We start from the raw sequence: 17,159 nt of genomic DNA on the forward strand, positions 1-17,159 counted from the left end.
AGCTTATTACCAAGCTGAAAAATAATATGAAAGGTGCGTTGATGAGCGTTCCCGATAAGTTACTACTCAGAAAGAGGGCCATCATAGAAACCATAAACGATGAACTTAAGAATATAGCGCAGGTAGAACATTCCCGACATAGGTGCTTCGACAATTTCATCGTCAACCTTCTGGGTGCCATTGCTGCCTATTGCCTATTTCCAAAGAAGCCATGCGTCAGAGTGCAAAGGACATTTGACACACAGCTTGCTTTATTCTAAATTCATCGAACTCACGTTAACATAGCAAATCCCAAAGTTCAATATTCAAACTTCAATGTTCAAAGTCAAAGTCCCTACATACCCACATTGTCCATACTAATGCATAAAATGATTGATTGAATGAGCTGTTCGAATGCATGTAGGGACGCACGGTCCGTGCGTCCGCCGTAATAATCGTGCATTTGTATTTCATTCTCCTTGCGCGGACGCACGGACCGTGCGTCCCTACATGCCTCAAAGCATGCAAATCATTTTTTAACATAGCAAATCCCAAAGTTCAATATTCAAACTTCAATGTTCAAAGTCAAAGTCCCTACATGCTTGTTGCGGGCACAATGGGTTGCCAATGGGTGGATATCGTGGGTCGAAATAAAGGGTAAGGTAGGGAACGGCAGGTATTTTGGCGTCAATTTACGGTCAGTGTGCCATACGGTCCCGTGGTTTGTGCACGGTAACGCGTGAGGGGTTTGCCCCGTTCCCCGCTGATAACGAGCCCTCCGGCATTGAGGTTATAGCGGCGTTTGCACACGTTACAGTCGGCAATGCCGCCCGAAGCGAGTTGCAAGGGCTTGCTTTTAAGTGGGAAAACATCGGGGTTGAAGCAGTTGGGACACTCCAAATCGTAGGCATAAAAGGTTGGTGGATCGTTCAGATTGCCATAACCAACGATGAGACCATTGTTGATTCCGAGCACCCGTGTGCGCTGTTTATCGCGGTCGTTGAGGAGCGTTTCCTTGGTTTGCCCGTTGCTGTTGGTGAACACATAACAGAGGACACCGCCCGTGTTCTGCAATCTTACCGTGCAAAACATACCGCTATGGGGCGTCATCGCCTCGGCCAAGCGGGGATTTTGGTGGACATTATTCTCGAACATGAAATAAGGTCGGAAGTTGCTGTATTCGTTTTGAACGTCACCGCAGCCGGTCAGCCACAGGAGAGCAGCCAAGAGAGAAATCAATTTCTTCATTTTTTTATTCCAACAGCTTTCGTTCGGCTTCGGTCATACGCTCAAAATGGAAGCCTTTCAGGGTTTCGTTCATCAGTTGTTCTATCCGGTCGTTGCAGAGATTGCCGATGCTTCCTTCGTGAGTATGGCGGATATGGCGGTCGGCTTTGAAGGTTCCGGCCTCGATTTCCAGCCCCACTTGCTTGTAAGCATCGCGGAACGGCGTACCCGAAGCAGCCCTTCGATTGACCTCTTCGACCGAGAAAATCGGGTCGTACATCGGGTTTTCCAAGATGTTTTCGTTCACTTCCATTCGGTTAATGATGTAGGCTGTCATCTGCAGGCAGTCTTTCAGTTCGTTGAAAGCGGGCAGAAAGACCTCTTTGATGACTTGAAGGTCGCGGAAATAGCCTGTGGGAAGGTTGTTCATCATCAGCACGATCTGTTGCGGAAGCGCCTGAATCTTATTGCTTTTTGCCCGAATAAGCTCGAAGACATCGGGGTTCTTCTTGTGCGGCATGATGCTGCTTCCGGTGGTACATTCCTTGGGAAGTCTGACAAAACCGAAGTTCTGACAGTTGAACAGACAGGCATCAAAGGCCAGTTTTGACAGCGTTCCGGCCACAGAAGCTATGGCAAAGGCCACGTTGCGCTCCGTTTTTCCGCGCCCCATTTGGGCATATACCACGTTATAGTTCATGGAATCGAAGCCCAATAGTTGGGTAGTCATCGTGCGGTCAAGTGGGAACGAGGAACCATATCCGGCTGCCGAGCCCAGCGGATTGCGGTTGGTGAGCCGGTAGGCTGCCTGCAAGAAAAGCATATCATCGGCCAGACTTTCGGCATAGGCACCGAACCAAAGGCCGAAACTACTGGGCATAGCAATTTGAAGATGCGTATAACCGGGCATCAACACGGTTTGATAGCGGTTGCTTTTCACTATCAATTCGTCGAAAAGCAGTTTTACTTGGTCTACGATTTCCTTGAGTTCGTGGCGCGTAAAAAGCTTCAAATCGACGAGCACTTGGTCGTTTCGGCTACGTCCCGAATGAATTTTCTTGCCCATGTCGCCCAACTTGCGGGTGAGCATCAGCTCCACTTGCGAATGAACGTCCTCCACTCCGTCTTCAATCTCAAATGTTCCGGCTTCGCAAAGGGCGTAGATGCGTTTGAGTTCGGCCAAGAGTGGCGTCAGTTCTCGCTGCTCCAAGAGTCCGATGTGGGCGAGCATGGTGATGTGGGCCATTGACCCGAGCACGTCATATTTGGCAAGATAGCGGTCCATCTCGCGGTCGTTACCCACCGTGAACCGCTCGATTTCACGGTTCACCTCAAAGTTTTTTTCCCAAAGTTTGTTAGACATAAGAGAGCCTCCCCCAGCCCCTCCAAAGGAGGGGAGCCCTAATTTGCGCGGGGTTTTATTAGGAATAGTTTATATTTAGAATGATTATCGATGGCAATACAAGAACGAACAAGTTGTTCCATGGTTGCTTTCCCGCTCCTTTACCAAGGTCTGGCACTTCTTTTTAATAAGTTTAGGGAGTCTTTCCGATTAGTTTTCCCCTCCTTTGGAGGGGTTAGGGGAGGCCCCTACTCATACTTTATCGCCTGCAATGCATCGGCAATCTTCTCAATTCCTTCTTTTAAGGGTTTCGAAACCATGCCTTTGATAAAGGGATTGAGGTCGGCCTTGATGGTGAGTTTCATCTTACTGCGTTGCTCATCCATGGGAAGAATCTGTATCCAGAAGTTGAATGGGAGCGGACTTTCGGCCGTTTCGAACTTGATGCACTTGGGTTCTTCGCGCTCAATGATGTGCAGTTTCACGGCACCCATGGGCGTTGTGATGGCAATGGAGTCGGTATCGAACGTCAGCCCGTTGAGTTTGTCCGCGGGCAGGCGGTCTTTTACCCTGTCGATATTGCTCAAATCGCTCAGCAAGTTGTATACGCTTTGCTGCGAATAGTCTATTTGTCGGATTGTACTTTCAAATGTTGTCATGAGATATAATGTGGACTGTGGAGTGTTGAATGAGGATTGTTGTTAATGAGAAATGTTGAACGTGAAGTGAGAAATGAGGTGTGTAGCGTTGCATTCATGCACAAATCTGAAGCTTTCATTCCTCATTTTACATAAAAATCATTACACATTCAATCAATAACATTCAAAACTCTTTTTTCCAATTAGCCGGGTCTTTGCGCCACTCGTGCAGCACATCAATGTCACTTTCGGCGATATAGCCCGTGGACAGAGCCTCGGCAACCACGTGTTCGTAGTCGGTGAGCGTGACAAGTTTCACGTCGGCTTTCTTGAAAGCGGCCTCGGCAACGGGGAAACCATAGGTATAGCTGGCCACCATACCGATGACCTCACAGGCATTCCGGCGGATAGCATCTACCGCTTTCAGGCTGCTTCCACCGGTAGAAACCAAGTCTTCCACGACAACCACTTTCATGTTGGGCTTCAATTCGCCCTCAATGAGGTTCTCCAAGCCGTGGTCTTTCGGTTTGGAACGGACATAAACGAAAGGCAAATTCAGTGCATCGGCTACCAACGCGCCCTGTGCAATGGCCCCAGTGGCCACACCTGCGATGGCTTCCACGTCGGGAAAGTGCTCCAATATCTTGTGCACCAACTCCAACTTCACGTAGTTGCGCAGCACGGGATAAGACAATGTCTTGCGATTGTCGCAATAGAACGGCGAACTCCAGCCCGATGCCCATGTAAAAGGATTGTTTGGCTGCAGCTTGATGGCTTTCACCTTCAGCAACTTTGATGCAAAATCTTTCTTTAGTTTGTCCATTATAGTCCGGTTTTTGGTGATAACTCGTTGCAAAGTTAGTTTATTTTATGCCATACTCCAAACTTTTATGCCGTATTTTTATCATGTTATCACATATGGTTGCAGTCCTATAAAATAAGAGACAAACACAATAAGGAAGTATAGACCTTGTAGACAATTTACGGATAAAGAAAAAATAATACGGAGCCTTGGCCCCGTATTTTAGTATTAAAGTGTGGTTTTCTTTTTTAAATCAAACTCTTCTTGAGTAATTATCCCTTTTTCTTTTAGTTCGTATAGCTTTTTTATCTCTTCACTACTTGAATTAACACCGTTACTATGAGGGTTTCCCATAAAATTGTACTTTTGATTAAATGTTTCTTCACTCATTGAGAGTAAAACGATGAAGTCAATTAATGCAATAAAAGCAGGAATAAAAGTCCAACAGAATACGAAATATAATACCCCCAACCCTGTTTGACCAAGATAAAAACGATGAATACCTAAGCCACCTAAAAAGAAACTAAGAATTGTTGCTGTTTTTTTACTTCTCATGTTACATTTTATTTTTAATTAGACAATAATCTGTAAACGGCAGCAGCATAATGAAACGCAATAAAACGTAGAACCACTACCTAACGTCGTCATGGCCTACCACAGCCAACTTACCCATAGGAGCAGTTCTACGCATGTGACGTAGAAACATTTACCAAATGGGTAAGTTCTGTAAATTAGCCTGTTCATGTCAGTGTGGTAGTTCGACGACGATTAGGCTATTGTTCAATAGAGAGTGCGAACTCTCTACTTAACGACTACAAAGATAGTATTTTATATGTAAATTACAATATAATTACATTATTTTTTTTCTTATTTTTTATAGAAGAGTATAAATTATAGGGCAAAAGACTTCTTGAAAAGTACTTATACTTTTGAGCGGACATATGAATCTTATACTCCTATATTAACTCATACGCACTAATATTAAGATGTTATTATATCGTTTATACGAGGTAATAAAGTTTAATGAATAACAAAGGAATATAGTCTTACATATTCTTTTCTGCATGAAACTCTTGTTCTCTGATTTTATTTCTCCCGCAACATCATTTCGGGATTGAGCTTCACGCTTGTTTTCTTGCCCGCAGAAAGGTTGACTTCGCCCTTGTATGCGAGGTCGTTTTCATCGTACTTCATGTCAGATCGCGCATAATACACGCGCAAATCGTAGTTTCCGGGGGCCGTTATATTCATCTTGAAATCCACATCATATTTGCAAATGCAGTCAAGTGGCGCCTCGACAAGGTTGTTATACACCAGCAGAATCAGTCGATTGGCTTGATTGACGCAGTTTACATAAATCTTCTTTACACCGCAGTTGCCCTTTACATCTTCAAGTCTGCACCGGGCAACACCGTCTTTTCCCAACTCCATATTCAGTGTGGTGGGTTGTTCATACTGTGCAGCAAAGAAGTCGGGCCGCGTTTCTGTCCTTGACAAAGCATCTGTGCAAGGTCCGTTCGATACGTCGTAAACCTTGAAAGCTTCAAGAACAATGTTCTCGGATGAGCAGGCCGACAAGCCGATAAGCCCGATCAAACCCATAAAAATCTTTTTCATCATGAGGAATTTAATAAGTTATCAATATATTATATAAACGCTATTCGCTTTCATTCCTTGCCTGTCTGTGCGTTTATTTCTGCCATTAACGCATAAACAAGCCTGATGCTTTCAAGGCCGAACGCATTGTTTGCTTCGCTTCGACCTTCAACACTGTCGGCAAAAGTCTCGATTTCGGAGAGGAATCCTTGCGAAACGAGCTGATTGTTGCTTATGGTCGGCACGAAACCGTTGCGACCGTAGAGGCTGACAACAGGCGTATTGCGTCGGAAAACTTTCTCCATCGGAACGCCGAACACCGAAGATGAACAGGGAATGAAATTGAGTTGCTCCATTCGGTCCAGCACATAGTGGCCTTTATTCGTATTGATGCTTAGTCGCTCTTGGGCATGTTGCCATGAATAAGCCGTCGAAAGCTCGAGCATTCCCGTTACCCCTCGGTGTTCTAAGATAAGGAACAAGGTCTGTCCGCCACCTTTGCAAGCTATCGTTTCGGCTGATTTCACCTTGGCTTTACCAAAAAGGAACGTGACATAATCAAGCGGATGGATAAACAATTCGAGTAGGGCATCACCCTCAGGATAGTGTCCGGTCAAGTAGCGGTAATGATAATGGTGTGTGTATTCACTTTTCAACCGCTTCAAAAGGATTTGTGTAGCAGGTGCAAAACGCCTTTGAAGGCCCACGACGACAGCCGCCGGGCCATACTGTTTGGCGCTATCCGTCAACGCATTCAGTTCGTTTTCGGTCTCACAAGGTGGTTTTTCGATGAATAAAGCCTTGCCGGTTTTGATGACTTCGCTTGCAATTTGGAAATGAAACTGTGGGCGGGTAGCCACGAAAACACCTGCAATGGATTTATCATTCAATAGGTCTTGCAGAGAGGTTGTACCCTTGATGCCGCCGTATTTCCTTGAAATTAGCGCGGCCTTGCGCTCCGATGTGCAGCAAACATACTTCAACGGCAATTGAAGATGCTGTATAGTAGGTAGCAGATTGGCCGTGCAATGACTGCCGAAGCCCACGAGTGCGTATTCACAGGCATAGACTTTGTCGAGTTCGCGCATGCTACGCAGGTGCTTGTATCGGCCGATAAGTTTATCTGAATATCCCATATTCGTTATGTTGTTAAGTGTTTGAAATGCTTTTTGTAGGTCGTTTTGTCGTCCGTGGTCCATTGGTATGGGCCGTAAAACCATGCTATCACGCGCTTGGGGAGCACAATTTCCAAGTTTCTCAGCAGGATAATGTCGAACTTCCGATGGTAGTTTATCCAGCAACGGTTGCATTCCTTGGAATGCCGGCATTGGATATTACAACTCGTTCGCGCGTTGAATATCTCGTCAAGTGACTGCTTGTGACTGTTTCCCAAAGCCACATTGAGGTTCTGACATAGCGGAACATCACCGTTGGAATAAATCACCAATTCGTTAAAAATGCTGTGACAACGAAGCTTCAGTCGGCCGTTTTTCCACTCATCATACAAGGCAACGAAGTCGAAGTTCTCGTTGGTTTGGTGTATAGATGGCGGTATTTGTCGGATAAAATCGGTGTTATTAGCTTCCAATAAGCCTTTTGTTGTGTCGAAGAACGACATGGTGCTGTAGATACCGATACGCACATCAACCCCTTGTTTCTTTGCAATATCAATCACATATGCCATATCTTCGAACGTATTCCACGGCGAAAGGCAGAACATCAACGACACAGGAACACTGTCTTTGCAGGCCTTTAGCACCTTAATCACCTTGTCGTAGCCATCGCACCCACGCATATTTTGATAAGTGTTTCGGTTGCCGTCAAGCGACAGATACAGGTGTTTGGGCCGGTGATTCCTCACGGCAGAAATCACTTTCTCGGCCGCAAGACCATTCGACAGCAGTGTATATTCGGGGTGATGCACGTCGAACCAGCTCAGAATCTCGTCGGCTTCGGGGTGCAAGATGAACTCTCCACCCTCCAAACCCACCACGGTATGCTTTGTGATGCACTTGCTGTTCATGATTGCGATGATATCTTTTAGGCGCAGATGTTCTGTCGGTTTCTTCCAAATGGAGCAGTGCTTGCAGCGCGATTGACAGCTTGTCGTGGCGTAGATCATTAATGAAGTGAGCTTTTTGTGCCGTCTGCGCAATATATTGTTTGCAAAAACGATTCCATTGTGGATATAGTCGTAAAAAGTGTACATCTTTCTCTTTCGGTTCTTCTATGATAAAGAGTCGGAATCTGGAGAAAGACTGCATCCGATTTATGACTTTTTCCTTGCTAATCCTTGCTGTCTACCACGTAAATCGCAGGCCGAAGGGCACGGAAATCATCAGCGGGTGCTCCGTGCGATAGGTCTCGAGGCCACTACCATTGCCGAAATAGTAGAACAGGTTGGGCTCGAAATAGAAGCTGAATGGGCGGAATAGCTTGTATTGCACGCCGATGCCGAGGTTCAACGACCACTGGCAACGGGCGTTGATGTTGCCTTTGAGCGTGTAGGAAGAGTCGGCCGTGACGACATATTTCTTTTGGATTGAACTGTAGACCGGCATCTCGAAGGTCACGCCGCCGGTCGTATAGGCGTTGAAACGCCCCTTGCTCCACAGGCGATAAGTGAGCCTTAACGGTATGCCCACATAGCTTATCCTTTGCGTTTTCAGCAGGGTTGCACGGTGGAACTCGCTTTCGAAGTCGGATTTCAGCCGCGTGTAGGTCAGTCCCGTGCCGAAAGTCCAGTGCGGATTCAGCTGCTTGCTGACCGAAAGGGCGAGGGTCCTCGGACGATGATGGTGTGCCTTTTCGCCCAAAGTACTGCCGTTAAAAGCATTGTTCTGTGCGATCCATCGCAATTTTGCCCGCTCCACGGAGTCCATCAGTGCATTGTTGCGGGTCAGATAGTCCTCATAATCGGCCCAAGAACGGAGCTTTGCCGTGGCACCGCCATTGGCATAGTCCACCACGGAGAGATAGTTCAGTTGAGCAGCAGCCCCGTTTGCGTCGGCATTCGACGCATATCCGAGGTTGAACGTCCATGGATAGTGTTGCCGAGAGCCGATGTCGGGGGCCGTATTTCCGTGCAATGCCGTCATCTTGTCCTTAAAACGCGGCGCAAGACGGAGCAGTGAGTCTGCCGATCCGAGGTCTGTCGGCATACTTTTCGGCAGGGAATCCGTGCGGAAGGCCATGTGCATGCTGTCCGTTTCGGGGCAGATTTCCGCGGTTTTGCCGGTCGTCTTTGCCGCTATATGGCGCAGGTTGGCGTCAGTATAGGCGGGAGTGACGTATCGGGGCGGCTCCGTGCCCGGCTTTGATGGACCGGATGTTGGCTTCGGATGTGCTTTACCGAGACTTCTCCGTACCGGTTTTTCCTCCGAAATTCCGCCGTTTCGCTCTCTTGTCACAAAATAAACATACAACGGAATGAGCACGGGCAGCAAGAACAGCTTCCAATAAGCGCTCAATAATGTGCGCAACAGCTTCTTAGCACGGGCCAACTGCGACGACGAACTGTGTGGGTTGATGCCGAGAAGTTGCCCGATCTCTTGATGAGAAAGACCCTCCAGCACCGAGAGTTTGAATACTTCCCGACTTCCATTCGGCAGCTTTTCGATGGCCGAAAGCAAGGTATCAAGTTCTATTTCTTGTGATTCTTCGCCATTATCTTCCTGCTTTTCGATGGCAGCTTGCGAAAGGGAAACGATGTCTTTGTCAGCATTTTGAAGATATTTCAAGCAGAGGTTCTTCACGATAGCGGTCATCCAGCCCTCCAATTTCGCCTCGTCTTTCAGATTGGGCAGGGCCGTGAAGATGATGATGAAGGCGTCGTGCAGAGCGTCTTCGGCTACATGTTCGTCTTTCATATAGTGCCGACAAACGGCAAGAAGCCTGTCGGCATAAGTCGTATAGAGTTCTCCGAGGGCCTGTTTGTCCCCGTTTTTGCAAGCATCAATCCGTATCATGCGATTTTCAACAAGAAATATCCATTTGGAATAAGAGTCGGGTTGTGTGGAAAGACTGCACGGTTTAACGTTTTTTTGTGTATCGGAATTAAAGTTCTTCAAGGGATTTGCCATGTCAAGTCATCGTCTGTTGTTGCAAAGGTATGAAGATTTATGTCGGTTCGGCATAAATACTATCACATTTTTGTCCCCATGATGAATTGAAATATAGGAAGTCAATCGATACGAAGTCATTTACATTTAATAAGAATATAGAAAAGATTAAATATCCGTAAAATTATTACGGGTGACGAAAATAATATCGTATCTTTGCAACAAGACACATTTAACGGAAGAATGTAATATGCTTATAAAGTTTGCTGTAGCCAACTATCGCGGGTTTAACGATAAGGTAGCATGGAGTTTGAATAGACCTAGCAATTATTCATTCAATACTTTTGCCATTAAAGACGGCATTGTGAAGAACGGAATCGTTTATGGTCCGAACGGTTCGGGGAAGTCAAACTTTGCTTTGGCCTTGTTTGATATCGTCAATCATCTTTCTCAGCGATGGAAGAAAGCTGACTATTATGACAACTTCGTGTATGCCGGCAGCGAACAGCCTTTGGTTCACTTTCACTATACTTTCAAATTTGGTGAAGACGAACTTGATTATACCTACCAAAAAGACGCAAACGGCAAGATCAAAGCCGAAGAACTGTCACTGAATGGTGAAGGTGTTTTTGTCCGCAAAGGAAAAGAATTTTCAATTAATGACAAGGAATTCCCAATGGATGATGCTGTAAAGAAAGGTCTTGCAGAGAATGCCAACGACATATCTGTCGTGAATTTCCTTCTCACTTCCTATCCCCTACCCGAGAAACATTACCTTATCCGACTACAAACCTTTGTCAACTCCATGCTTTGGTTCCGTTGTCTTGAAACGCGAGAGTTTATAGGTTTGGTAACAGCTCCTGTAAACCTTGATGAGTTTATTATTAGCAAAGGACTTGTCAATGACTTCTCTGACTTTATTAAAAGGGTGAGTGAGCAGTCTTTTGACTTTATTCCTCCCTCGGAAGGAGATAAAGTTCTGTTGTGTTCCTTTGACGCCAAGAAGGTTCCCTTTGATAAAATCGCCTCTACCGGTACGTTAGCTTTGATGCTACTTTACTATTGGATCAAGCAAATGTCGTCTGCTTCGTTCGTGTTTATCGATGAATTTGATGCTTTTTATCACTATCGATTGTCTTATGAAGTGTGTAAATTACTGTTCTCTTTGGATTGTCAAGCATTCACGTCTTCACACAATACTTATCTTATGAGCAACGATTTGTTGCGTCCCGACTGTAATTTCATTATCAACAACAATAAGATTAAACCGCTGAATGAGTGCACCAACAAGGAACTACGCTTTGGACATAACATTGAAAAACTATTCCGTGGCAATGCATTTAGCCTATGATTCTGTTTGTTGTTGAGGGAGCAAAGGTCGAACCTAATATATATAGGACGATAAAAGAATTGTATTTTAGGGAAGAAGAGGATATCATCTATGTCTTCGGAAGCAACATTTACGCTCTTTACTGTAGGCTAAAGAACTATGATGCTGATTTTGAAAGCATAGAAAACGCCTCAGATATAGTTGCTGTATTGCGGGAACTCTACCCTGATCAATTAAGTTCGATAGAACACTCTTCTGATATTGACCAGATATTTCTTTTCTTCGATTATGATTTTCAACATGCCTTCCACGTCTTGGAGCTGCATCCAGACTACGGATTGGAGAAAGTGTTGGAAGAGAATAACGAAAGGCTCGCGCAACTTCTATCTTTTTTCAATGAAGAAACCGAGACAGGGAAGTTGTTTATTAATTATCCGATGGTAGAAGCATTGAAATATACCAAACTACTTCCCGACAACAATTATTGTTATTATACAACAACATTGGACGAATGCCATGGAAGTTTCAAGGCAAAAGCTGAACAGTTCTCTGACTATAAAGCCTACCAAGGAATCTTACTTGATGGAACCATGGATGCTCAAATCGTAAAATCCAACTGGGAATTGCTGAAACAGCAGAATATTATGAAGGCTGCTTATATTTGTGGGCATTCTTATGCCGTACCACAAGACAAAGACTCCATCTCCCAAGCAAAGATATTCCGTCATCAGTTGCAGTGGCATGATAATGATAAAAGAGAGATAGCTATATTAAGTTCATTCCCTTTGTTTCTGTATGAATACTTTAAGTAGGTCTTAGCTGCCTAAAATCTACGATTTACAGATGTAAATCGCATACAAATATATACGAAATACTTTCGGTTTGTATCATACTTCGTGATAATACTTGCTGAAATCATTGCCGGAATGAACTATTTTCCGTACCTTTGCGGGCGATTATCATCATTTGAACATGTTTTTTAACCGGTGATAGTCGATTGTAAGGATACGAAAAATGACTCCCTTGAACGGCTGGCAGGCCCGATACACACCGTTAGACAGGCTGCGAACGAGGGAAAAACAAACAATATTGAACTAAAACATTCAGGACAATGCAACAAAAGAACCCAACAAACAACAGCTTCATGAAGCCTTCACGCCTCGCATGCGTGCTTTCGGCCCTCTTGTTTTCAATCTTTTTGCCGGTGCATGCCAAGCAGGTTTCAGTGAAACAAGCTTTCGATATCGCGCGAAAATACATCACTCCCGACCGTCGAAAGGCCGTTGTGCCGCATACACGAGGCGGAAACGGTGCAGAAGCGTCGCCCTTTTATGTCTTCAACGACGTACATGGTAAAGGCTATGTTGTCGTTTCCGGAGACGATGCCATGGGCGAATTGCTTGCCTATAGCGACGGGGGAACGTTGGATACGCTCAATGCCAACCCCGGTGTAAAGCTATTGTTGCAGGCCTATCGCGAGCGTTTTGTACAGCTGCAACAGCAACCCGACGCCGCACAACCAGCCATACGAACGCGTTCCGCACAGCAAACGGTGGCTCCGTTGCTGACAACCAAGTGGAATCAAATCTATCCTTACAACAAAATCGTAGGCTATCCATACACCGGTTGCGTGGCTACAGCGATGGCACAAATCATGTTTTACCACAAATGGCCGGTGCAAGGACGTGGCGAAGTCACTTATACCGTGGTGTCGGACGAGGAGGAGAAGCACGTTGACTTCACCAAATCGCACTACGATTGGGCTCACATGAAGAACGTCTATGACTATCATCACCCCTCAACCAACGTCGAAAAAGACGCCGTGGCACTGCTGATGAACGATGCCGGCATGGCCACTAAGACGCAATATAACCCGGGTTCGAGCGGAGCTTATAATGAAGCAGCCGAGCACGCCCTGCAAGTGAACTTCGATTATACGACAGCTTTCGTGAGAAGGGCTGATGAAGGAACGGCAGGTTTCACTGAAGTCGTGCGCCAAGAATTGCTCAAAGGCTATCCGGTCTACCTTGCCGGGTCGTATAGTGTGGGCTCTTCGGGCCATGCATGGGTGACCGACGGCGTGGACGAGCGTGGATTGTTCCACATGAACTTTGGTTGGGGCGGTCAAAGTGACGGCTATTTCTCGCTAACGGCAGCCGATGTGTCGCAGAGCGGCAGTGAGTTCGGCGGCCGTCCGCTTACCTTCAAAGTCGGACTGATAGCCATTCTCGCCCATCCCAACAGGTCGGGAGAGAAACCGATAGACCCTTCACTGCTGGCCGACAGTCCGAAGCTGAAGTTTACGTCGGAAGGAGCCCTCAATTTGCCCACCGGCCACGCCAAAACCTTTAGCATTCAGAACATGCCGGCCGTGGAAATGGTTTACTTTATCAACAAAGGTAAAGGGTTCAAAGGCGACGTCGGCGTCGGAATCTACGACATGGAAGGCAAGTTGATCACCCCTTGTCCGTCCGACGACCATGCAAACGGTGGGTTTACGCAGCGCGTATTCGGCACCTATGACAATGGTGTGATGCAGCGCGACAACGTGATTGTCACCCCACAGCAAATAAAAATCGACCTCACCGAGGCCATCAAGCAAGGCAACGGCTACTATCAGCTGCTCCCCATCTGCGTTCCTAAGAAAGAAGACGGCAGCTGGGGCGAGTGGACCCGCATGAAACTGGCACCCCGAATGGTGATTGAGATTAACAACGGTACGGTGCGCGTGGCCGAAGAAGACTATATCGATGCCGGTTTCCAGCTTGCCGAGCAACCTTCAGTGGCGCGCATCAAACCCGGAACCGAAGAAAAAGTGAACTTCTACGTCAGAAACAAGGGCGGATTGGAGCGTACTTGCTATGCCAAACTCCAGTTGCTCAATGCCGACGGCACTGTGGCTATGGAGGTTCGTCGCGAACAAAAGACCGATTTCACGGGCTTTGACGTCACGTTGCTGCCCTTCACGGTCAGCATTCCGGCCACGTTTACCGAAGGAAAATACACCGTCAAGCTCGTATTGATAGAGGACAATGCCAGCGGAATCGACGACCCTGCGGCCAATCACTATGCCGTGGGCAAGGTTTATGACAAGGACGACACCTTCATCGACGTATCGAAGCTGACCACCGCCATTGAAAACGCGGCCGTTTCAGGCTTCAAGCTGACCACCGACGGCAATATGGTCACCCTGCAAGGCAACCGTTTGCAATGGGCTAAGCTCTTCGACCTCAACGGAAGGCTGATGAAGCACGTTGATGCAACTGCACCTGCGCGCCTCGCTCTCCCGATTTCCGACCTTGCACCGGGCGTCTATCTCATTCAGGTTGCCGACAACGGACGTGTTCTTACCCGCCGTTTCGTGAAGCCGTAACGACGTTGCATCGTCACATGCCCCATGTGGCAAACCGTTTAAACGTATGAATGGACGCACAACTCGTGCGTCCATTCACGTTTTAGTTGATAATACACGCGTAAACGGGTGGACAAGTTGATTATTTATGCGCATGTAGGGACGTACGGCCCGTGCGTCCGTTCACGTTTCAGTTGACAAGCAGACGAGTAGATAGGGAAATAAGTTGATTGTTACACTGCATGTAGGGACGCACGGCCCGTGCGTCCTCTCCAACGGCCTGTTTATAGCCCGGTTACTGCCCGCTTGTCAACCTGTTTGCTCCGTTCACTTGTCCACTTACTTTGCTTGGACGGACGCACGAGCCGTGCGTCCCTACAATCTCCTCGCAGCCATTCAGCAATCCAATCTCAGCCATATTGCACGCAAAAATGACTGAGATTAGCGTGCAATATGGCTGAAATTGCATGGTAATATGGCTGAGATTGAAAAGCAAGGCATAAGTCGTTGATTATCAAAAGGGTTGAAACCGAGAGTTGTTTGGACAAATATAGGAGACGCACGGTCCGTGCGTCCGCTCCAATGGCCTGTTTATAGCCCGATTACTGCCCGCTTGTTAACCTGTTTACTCCGTTCACTTATTCACTTACTTTGCTTGGGCGGACGCACGAGCCGTGCGTCCCTACATCTCCATCGTGGCCATTTCGCCGTGCAATCCCGCCTATATTGCGCGATAACATGATTGATGTTATTTTCTTATTCCACTCCCGTAAAACACCTAAAACGTTTTATTTATTTTGCAATCTCTCCTTTTTGTTGTATTTTTGCAACTGAATTCAAACGATTATAATTACCGGTATGAACATTGAAAACGCGATATGCAACGCTGTCATCGGCGTAGTGAAGGAGCTTTACGGGCAGGAAGTGCCTGCCAAGATGGTGCAACTGCAAAAGACACGTAGCGGTTTTGAGGGCAACCTGACACTGGTTGTCTTCCCGTTTCTGAAGATTTCGAAGAAGAATCCCGAACAGACGGCGCAGGAAATCGGCGAGGCTTTGGTGGCAAAATGCACGGCAGTGGCCGCCTTCAACGTGGTGAAAGGCTTCTTGAACCTTGTGATTGCCAAGGAAGCTTGGGTCGGGTTACTCAATGACATCAATACCGAAGCGAGGTTCGGCGAGCGGAAAGCGACCGACAATTCGCCCTTGGTGATGATCGAATACAGCTCGCCCAACACCAATAAACCACTGCATTTAGGCCACGTACGCAACAATCTTCTGGGCTGGTCGCTGGCAAAAATCATGGAAGCCAACGGCAATAAGGTGGTTAAAACGAACATCGTTAACGACCGAGGCATTCATATTTGCAAGTCGATGTTGGCGTGGTTGAAGTGGGGAAACGGTGTAACACCCGAACAAGCCGGCAAGAAAGGCGACCACTTGATAGGTGATTTCTACGTGGCATTCGACCGTCATTACAAGGCCGAATGCGACGAATTGAAGGCCCGTTACATGCAGGAAGGCCTCTCGGAAGACGCTGCCATGGAGAAAGCAAAGGCCGAAGCGCCCCTCATCAAAGAGGCCCGAGAGATGCTGGTGAAGTGGGAACAGGGCGACAAAACGGTGCGTGCGCTTTGGGAAAAGATGAATAACTGGGTCTATGCTGGCTTCGATGAGACCTATAAGGCCTTGGGTGTGGGTTTCGATAAGATTTATTATGAGTCGGAAACCTACCTCGAAGGCAAGAAAAAAGTGGAGGAAGGACTCGCCAAGGGCCTCTTCTTCCGCAAGGAGGATAACAGCGTTTGGGCCGATTTGACGGCCGACGGGCTCGACCAAAAGCTGTTGCTTCGAAGCGATGGAACGTCAGTTTACATGACACAAGACATCGGAACGGCCGACATGCGCTTTAAGGATTTCCCGATAGATAAGATGATTTACGTCGTAGGAAACGAGCAAAACTATCACTTTCAAGTGCTTTCAATCTTGCTTGATCGCCTTGGTTTCAAGTGGGGCAAGGAGCTTGTGCACTTCTCCTACGGTATGGTTGAACTGCCGAATGGCAAGATGAAGAGCCGTGAAGGAACGGTTGTAGACGCCGACGAGCTGATTGCTGCGATGATAGACGACGCCCGTAAGACCAGTGATGAGCTGGGAAAGTTCAAGGATATGACCGAGGAAGAGAAGCAAAACGTGGCACGCATCGTGGGAATGGGAGCGCTGAAGTACTTCATTCTCAAGGTAGATGCCCGCAAGAACATGCTCTTCAACCCCGAAGAAAGCATCGATTTCAACGGCAATACGGGTCCTTTCATTCAATATACCTACGCGCGTATCCGTTCCATTCTGCGTAAGGCTGAGGCCGAAAACATCGCACTTCCCACGGCATTAAGCCCCAAAATGCCGCTCAACGAAAAGGAAATCGAACTCATTCAGAAGCTCAATGAGTTCGCAACAGTCGTTGAACAGGCCGGCAAGGACTACAGTCCGAGCGGCATCGCCAACTACTGTTACGAGCTGACCAAGGACTTCAACCAGTTCTATCACGACTATAGTATCCTCAATACCGACGCTGAAAACGAGCGAATCACACGTCTTGTGCTGGCCCAGAACGTGGCGAAAGTGATTAAAAACGGCATGGAATTGCTGGGGATAGAGGTGCCGGAGCGGATGTAATACCCCACCCTGAGCACCAACCGACCCAAGAAGAAAAGCCTCCCCCGGCCCCTCCGAAAGGAGGGGAGGCCGAAATTGAAAGGGGAAATAGGCTTAAAGTGACTTGAAAATATACTTAATTAGATACAAATATCTCCCTACGAGTTCGCTCTCTCC

Annotated in this window: 15 protein-coding genes; 5 read left to right on the plus strand and 10 right to left on the minus strand. The window is 47.0% G+C overall.

What is annotated here, in order from left to right:
* Positions 1-260, plus strand: a 260-nt coding sequence (locus tag H164_RS0105185; RefSeq protein WP_019967632.1) for a transposase, incomplete at its 5' end; no start/stop codon positions are given.
* A gap of 406 nt (positions 261-666) precedes the next feature.
* Here H164_RS0105185 and H164_RS0105190 read toward each other — a convergent pair.
* The 9 genes from H164_RS0105190 to H164_RS0105230 all read right to left on the minus strand — a co-directional run bounded on the left by H164_RS0105190 (position 667) and on the right by H164_RS0105230 (position 9,552).
* Entirely contained in the window at positions 667-1,227 is a 561-nt protein-coding gene (locus tag H164_RS0105190; RefSeq protein WP_019967633.1) for a hypothetical protein, read from the minus strand.
* A gap of 4 nt (positions 1,228-1,231) precedes the next feature.
* The gene (argH, locus tag H164_RS0105195) at positions 1,232-2,569 is read right to left on the minus strand and encodes an argininosuccinate lyase (RefSeq protein ID WP_019967634.1); all 1,338 of its coding nucleotides are present in this window, start codon (positions 2,567-2,569) and stop codon (positions 1,232-1,234) included.
* A 227-nt stretch (positions 2,570-2,796) separates the two neighbouring features.
* Complete coding sequence (locus H164_RS0105200; RefSeq protein ID WP_019967635.1) at positions 2,797-3,207, minus strand: hypothetical protein; 411 nt, start codon at positions 3,205-3,207, stop codon at positions 2,797-2,799.
* Positions 3,208-3,370: 163 nt separating this feature from the next.
* Complete coding sequence (gene pyrE, locus H164_RS0105205) at positions 3,371-4,009, minus strand: orotate phosphoribosyltransferase (protein WP_019967636.1); 639 nt, start codon at positions 4,007-4,009, stop codon at positions 3,371-3,373.
* 207 nt (positions 4,010-4,216) lie between these two features.
* A complete protein-coding gene (locus H164_RS0105210) occupies positions 4,217-4,543 on the minus strand; it encodes an NINE protein (RefSeq protein ID WP_019967637.1) in 327 nt (108 codons plus the stop codon).
* A 531-nt stretch (positions 4,544-5,074) separates the two neighbouring features.
* Positions 5,075-5,605, minus strand: a complete 531-nt coding sequence (locus H164_RS0105215; protein WP_025830285.1) for a hypothetical protein — start codon at positions 5,603-5,605, stop codon at positions 5,075-5,077.
* A 50-nt stretch (positions 5,606-5,655) separates the two neighbouring features.
* Positions 5,656-6,720: a Gfo/Idh/MocA family oxidoreductase gene (locus H164_RS0105220; RefSeq protein WP_019967639.1), complete on the minus strand. Its 1,065-nt coding sequence runs from the start codon at positions 6,718-6,720 to the stop codon at positions 5,656-5,658.
* A gap of 5 nt (positions 6,721-6,725) precedes the next feature.
* Positions 6,726-7,793 carry a radical SAM/SPASM domain-containing protein gene (locus H164_RS0105225; RefSeq protein ID WP_019967640.1) on the minus strand — a complete coding sequence of 356 codons (1,068 nt, stop codon included), beginning with the start codon at positions 7,791-7,793 and terminating at the stop codon, positions 6,726-6,728.
* Between the two features lie 91 nt (positions 7,794-7,884).
* Entirely contained in the window at positions 7,885-9,552 is a 1,668-nt protein-coding gene (locus tag H164_RS0105230; RefSeq protein ID WP_025830286.1) for a sigma-70 family RNA polymerase sigma factor, read from the minus strand.
* A gap of 343 nt (positions 9,553-9,895) precedes the next feature.
* On the opposite strand from H164_RS0105230, the gene H164_RS0105235 reads away from it, so the two are divergent.
* The 3 genes from H164_RS0105235 to H164_RS0105245 all read left to right on the plus strand — a co-directional run bounded on the left by H164_RS0105235 (position 9,896) and on the right by H164_RS0105245 (position 14,348).
* Positions 9,896-10,996, plus strand: a complete 1,101-nt coding sequence (locus H164_RS0105235; RefSeq protein WP_019967642.1) for an AAA family ATPase — start codon at positions 9,896-9,898, stop codon at positions 10,994-10,996.
* Entirely contained in the window at positions 10,993-11,787 is a 795-nt protein-coding gene (locus tag H164_RS0105240; RefSeq protein ID WP_019967643.1) for a hypothetical protein, read from the plus strand. The genes H164_RS0105235 and H164_RS0105240 overlap by 4 nt, the downstream gene beginning before the upstream one ends.
* A gap of 299 nt (positions 11,788-12,086) precedes the next feature.
* Positions 12,087-14,348: a thiol protease/hemagglutinin PrtT gene (locus tag H164_RS0105245; protein WP_019967644.1), complete on the plus strand. Its 2,262-nt coding sequence runs from the start codon at positions 12,087-12,089 to the stop codon at positions 14,346-14,348.
* Between the two features lie 274 nt (positions 14,349-14,622).
* Here the strand turns inward: H164_RS0105245 and H164_RS16050 are convergent, their stop codons facing one another.
* Positions 14,623-14,745 (minus strand): hypothetical protein, encoded by a 123-nt coding sequence (locus H164_RS16050; RefSeq protein WP_262502948.1) that lies wholly within the window; start codon positions 14,743-14,745, stop codon positions 14,623-14,625.
* A 440-nt stretch (positions 14,746-15,185) separates the two neighbouring features.
* Here H164_RS16050 and argS point away from each other — a divergent pair, with 440 nt between their 5' ends.
* On the plus strand, positions 15,186-17,003 hold the full coding sequence (gene argS, locus H164_RS0105250; RefSeq protein ID WP_019967645.1) for an arginine--tRNA ligase: 1,818 nt from the start codon (positions 15,186-15,188) through the stop codon (positions 17,001-17,003).
* Positions 17,004-17,159 lie beyond the last annotated feature (156 nt).

Origin of the sequence: Segatella maculosa DSM 19339 = JCM 15638, from assembly GCF_000382385.1 — a bacterium.
Taxonomy (GTDB): Bacteria; Bacteroidota; Bacteroidia; order Bacteroidales; family Bacteroidaceae; genus Prevotella; species Prevotella maculosa.

What these genes read in the sequence shown, in the direction of transcription:
- pyrE (WP_019967636.1), bottom strand. Translation starts at nt 4,009, where the DNA reads ATGGACAAACTAAAGAAAGATTTTGCATCAAAGTTGCTGAAGGTGAAA.
- H164_RS0105230 (WP_025830286.1), bottom strand. Translation starts at nt 9,552, where the DNA reads ATGATACGGATTGATGCTTGCAAAAACGGGGACAAACAGGCCCTCGGA.
- H164_RS0105220 (WP_019967639.1), bottom strand. Translation starts at nt 6,720, where the DNA reads ATGGGATATTCAGATAAACTTATCGGCCGATACAAGCACCTGCGTAGC.
- H164_RS0105240 (WP_019967643.1), top strand. Translation starts at nt 10,993, where the DNA reads ATGATTCTGTTTGTTGTTGAGGGAGCAAAGGTCGAACCTAATATATAT.
- H164_RS0105215 (WP_025830285.1), bottom strand. Translation starts at nt 5,605, where the DNA reads ATGAAAAAGATTTTTATGGGTTTGATCGGGCTTATCGGCTTGTCGGCC.
- H164_RS0105245 (WP_019967644.1), top strand. Translation starts at nt 12,087, where the DNA reads ATGCAACAAAAGAACCCAACAAACAACAGCTTCATGAAGCCTTCACGC.
- H164_RS0105210 (WP_019967637.1), bottom strand. Translation starts at nt 4,543, where the DNA reads ATGAGAAGTAAAAAAACAGCAACAATTCTTAGTTTCTTTTTAGGTGGC.
- H164_RS0105225 (WP_019967640.1), bottom strand. Translation starts at nt 7,793, where the DNA reads ATGTACACTTTTTACGACTATATCCACAATGGAATCGTTTTTGCAAAC.
- H164_RS0105235 (WP_019967642.1), top strand. Translation starts at nt 9,896, where the DNA reads ATGCTTATAAAGTTTGCTGTAGCCAACTATCGCGGGTTTAACGATAAG.
- H164_RS16050 (WP_262502948.1), bottom strand. Translation starts at nt 14,745, where the DNA reads ATGGCTGAGATTGGATTGCTGAATGGCTGCGAGGAGATTGTAGGGACG.
- argS (WP_019967645.1), top strand. Translation starts at nt 15,186, where the DNA reads ATGAACATTGAAAACGCGATATGCAACGCTGTCATCGGCGTAGTGAAG.
- H164_RS0105200 (WP_019967635.1), bottom strand. Translation starts at nt 3,207, where the DNA reads ATGACAACATTTGAAAGTACAATCCGACAAATAGACTATTCGCAGCAA.
- H164_RS0105190 (WP_019967633.1), bottom strand. Translation starts at nt 1,227, where the DNA reads ATGAAGAAATTGATTTCTCTCTTGGCTGCTCTCCTGTGGCTGACCGGC.
- argH (WP_019967634.1), bottom strand. Translation starts at nt 2,569, where the DNA reads ATGTCTAACAAACTTTGGGAAAAAAACTTTGAGGTGAACCGTGAAATC.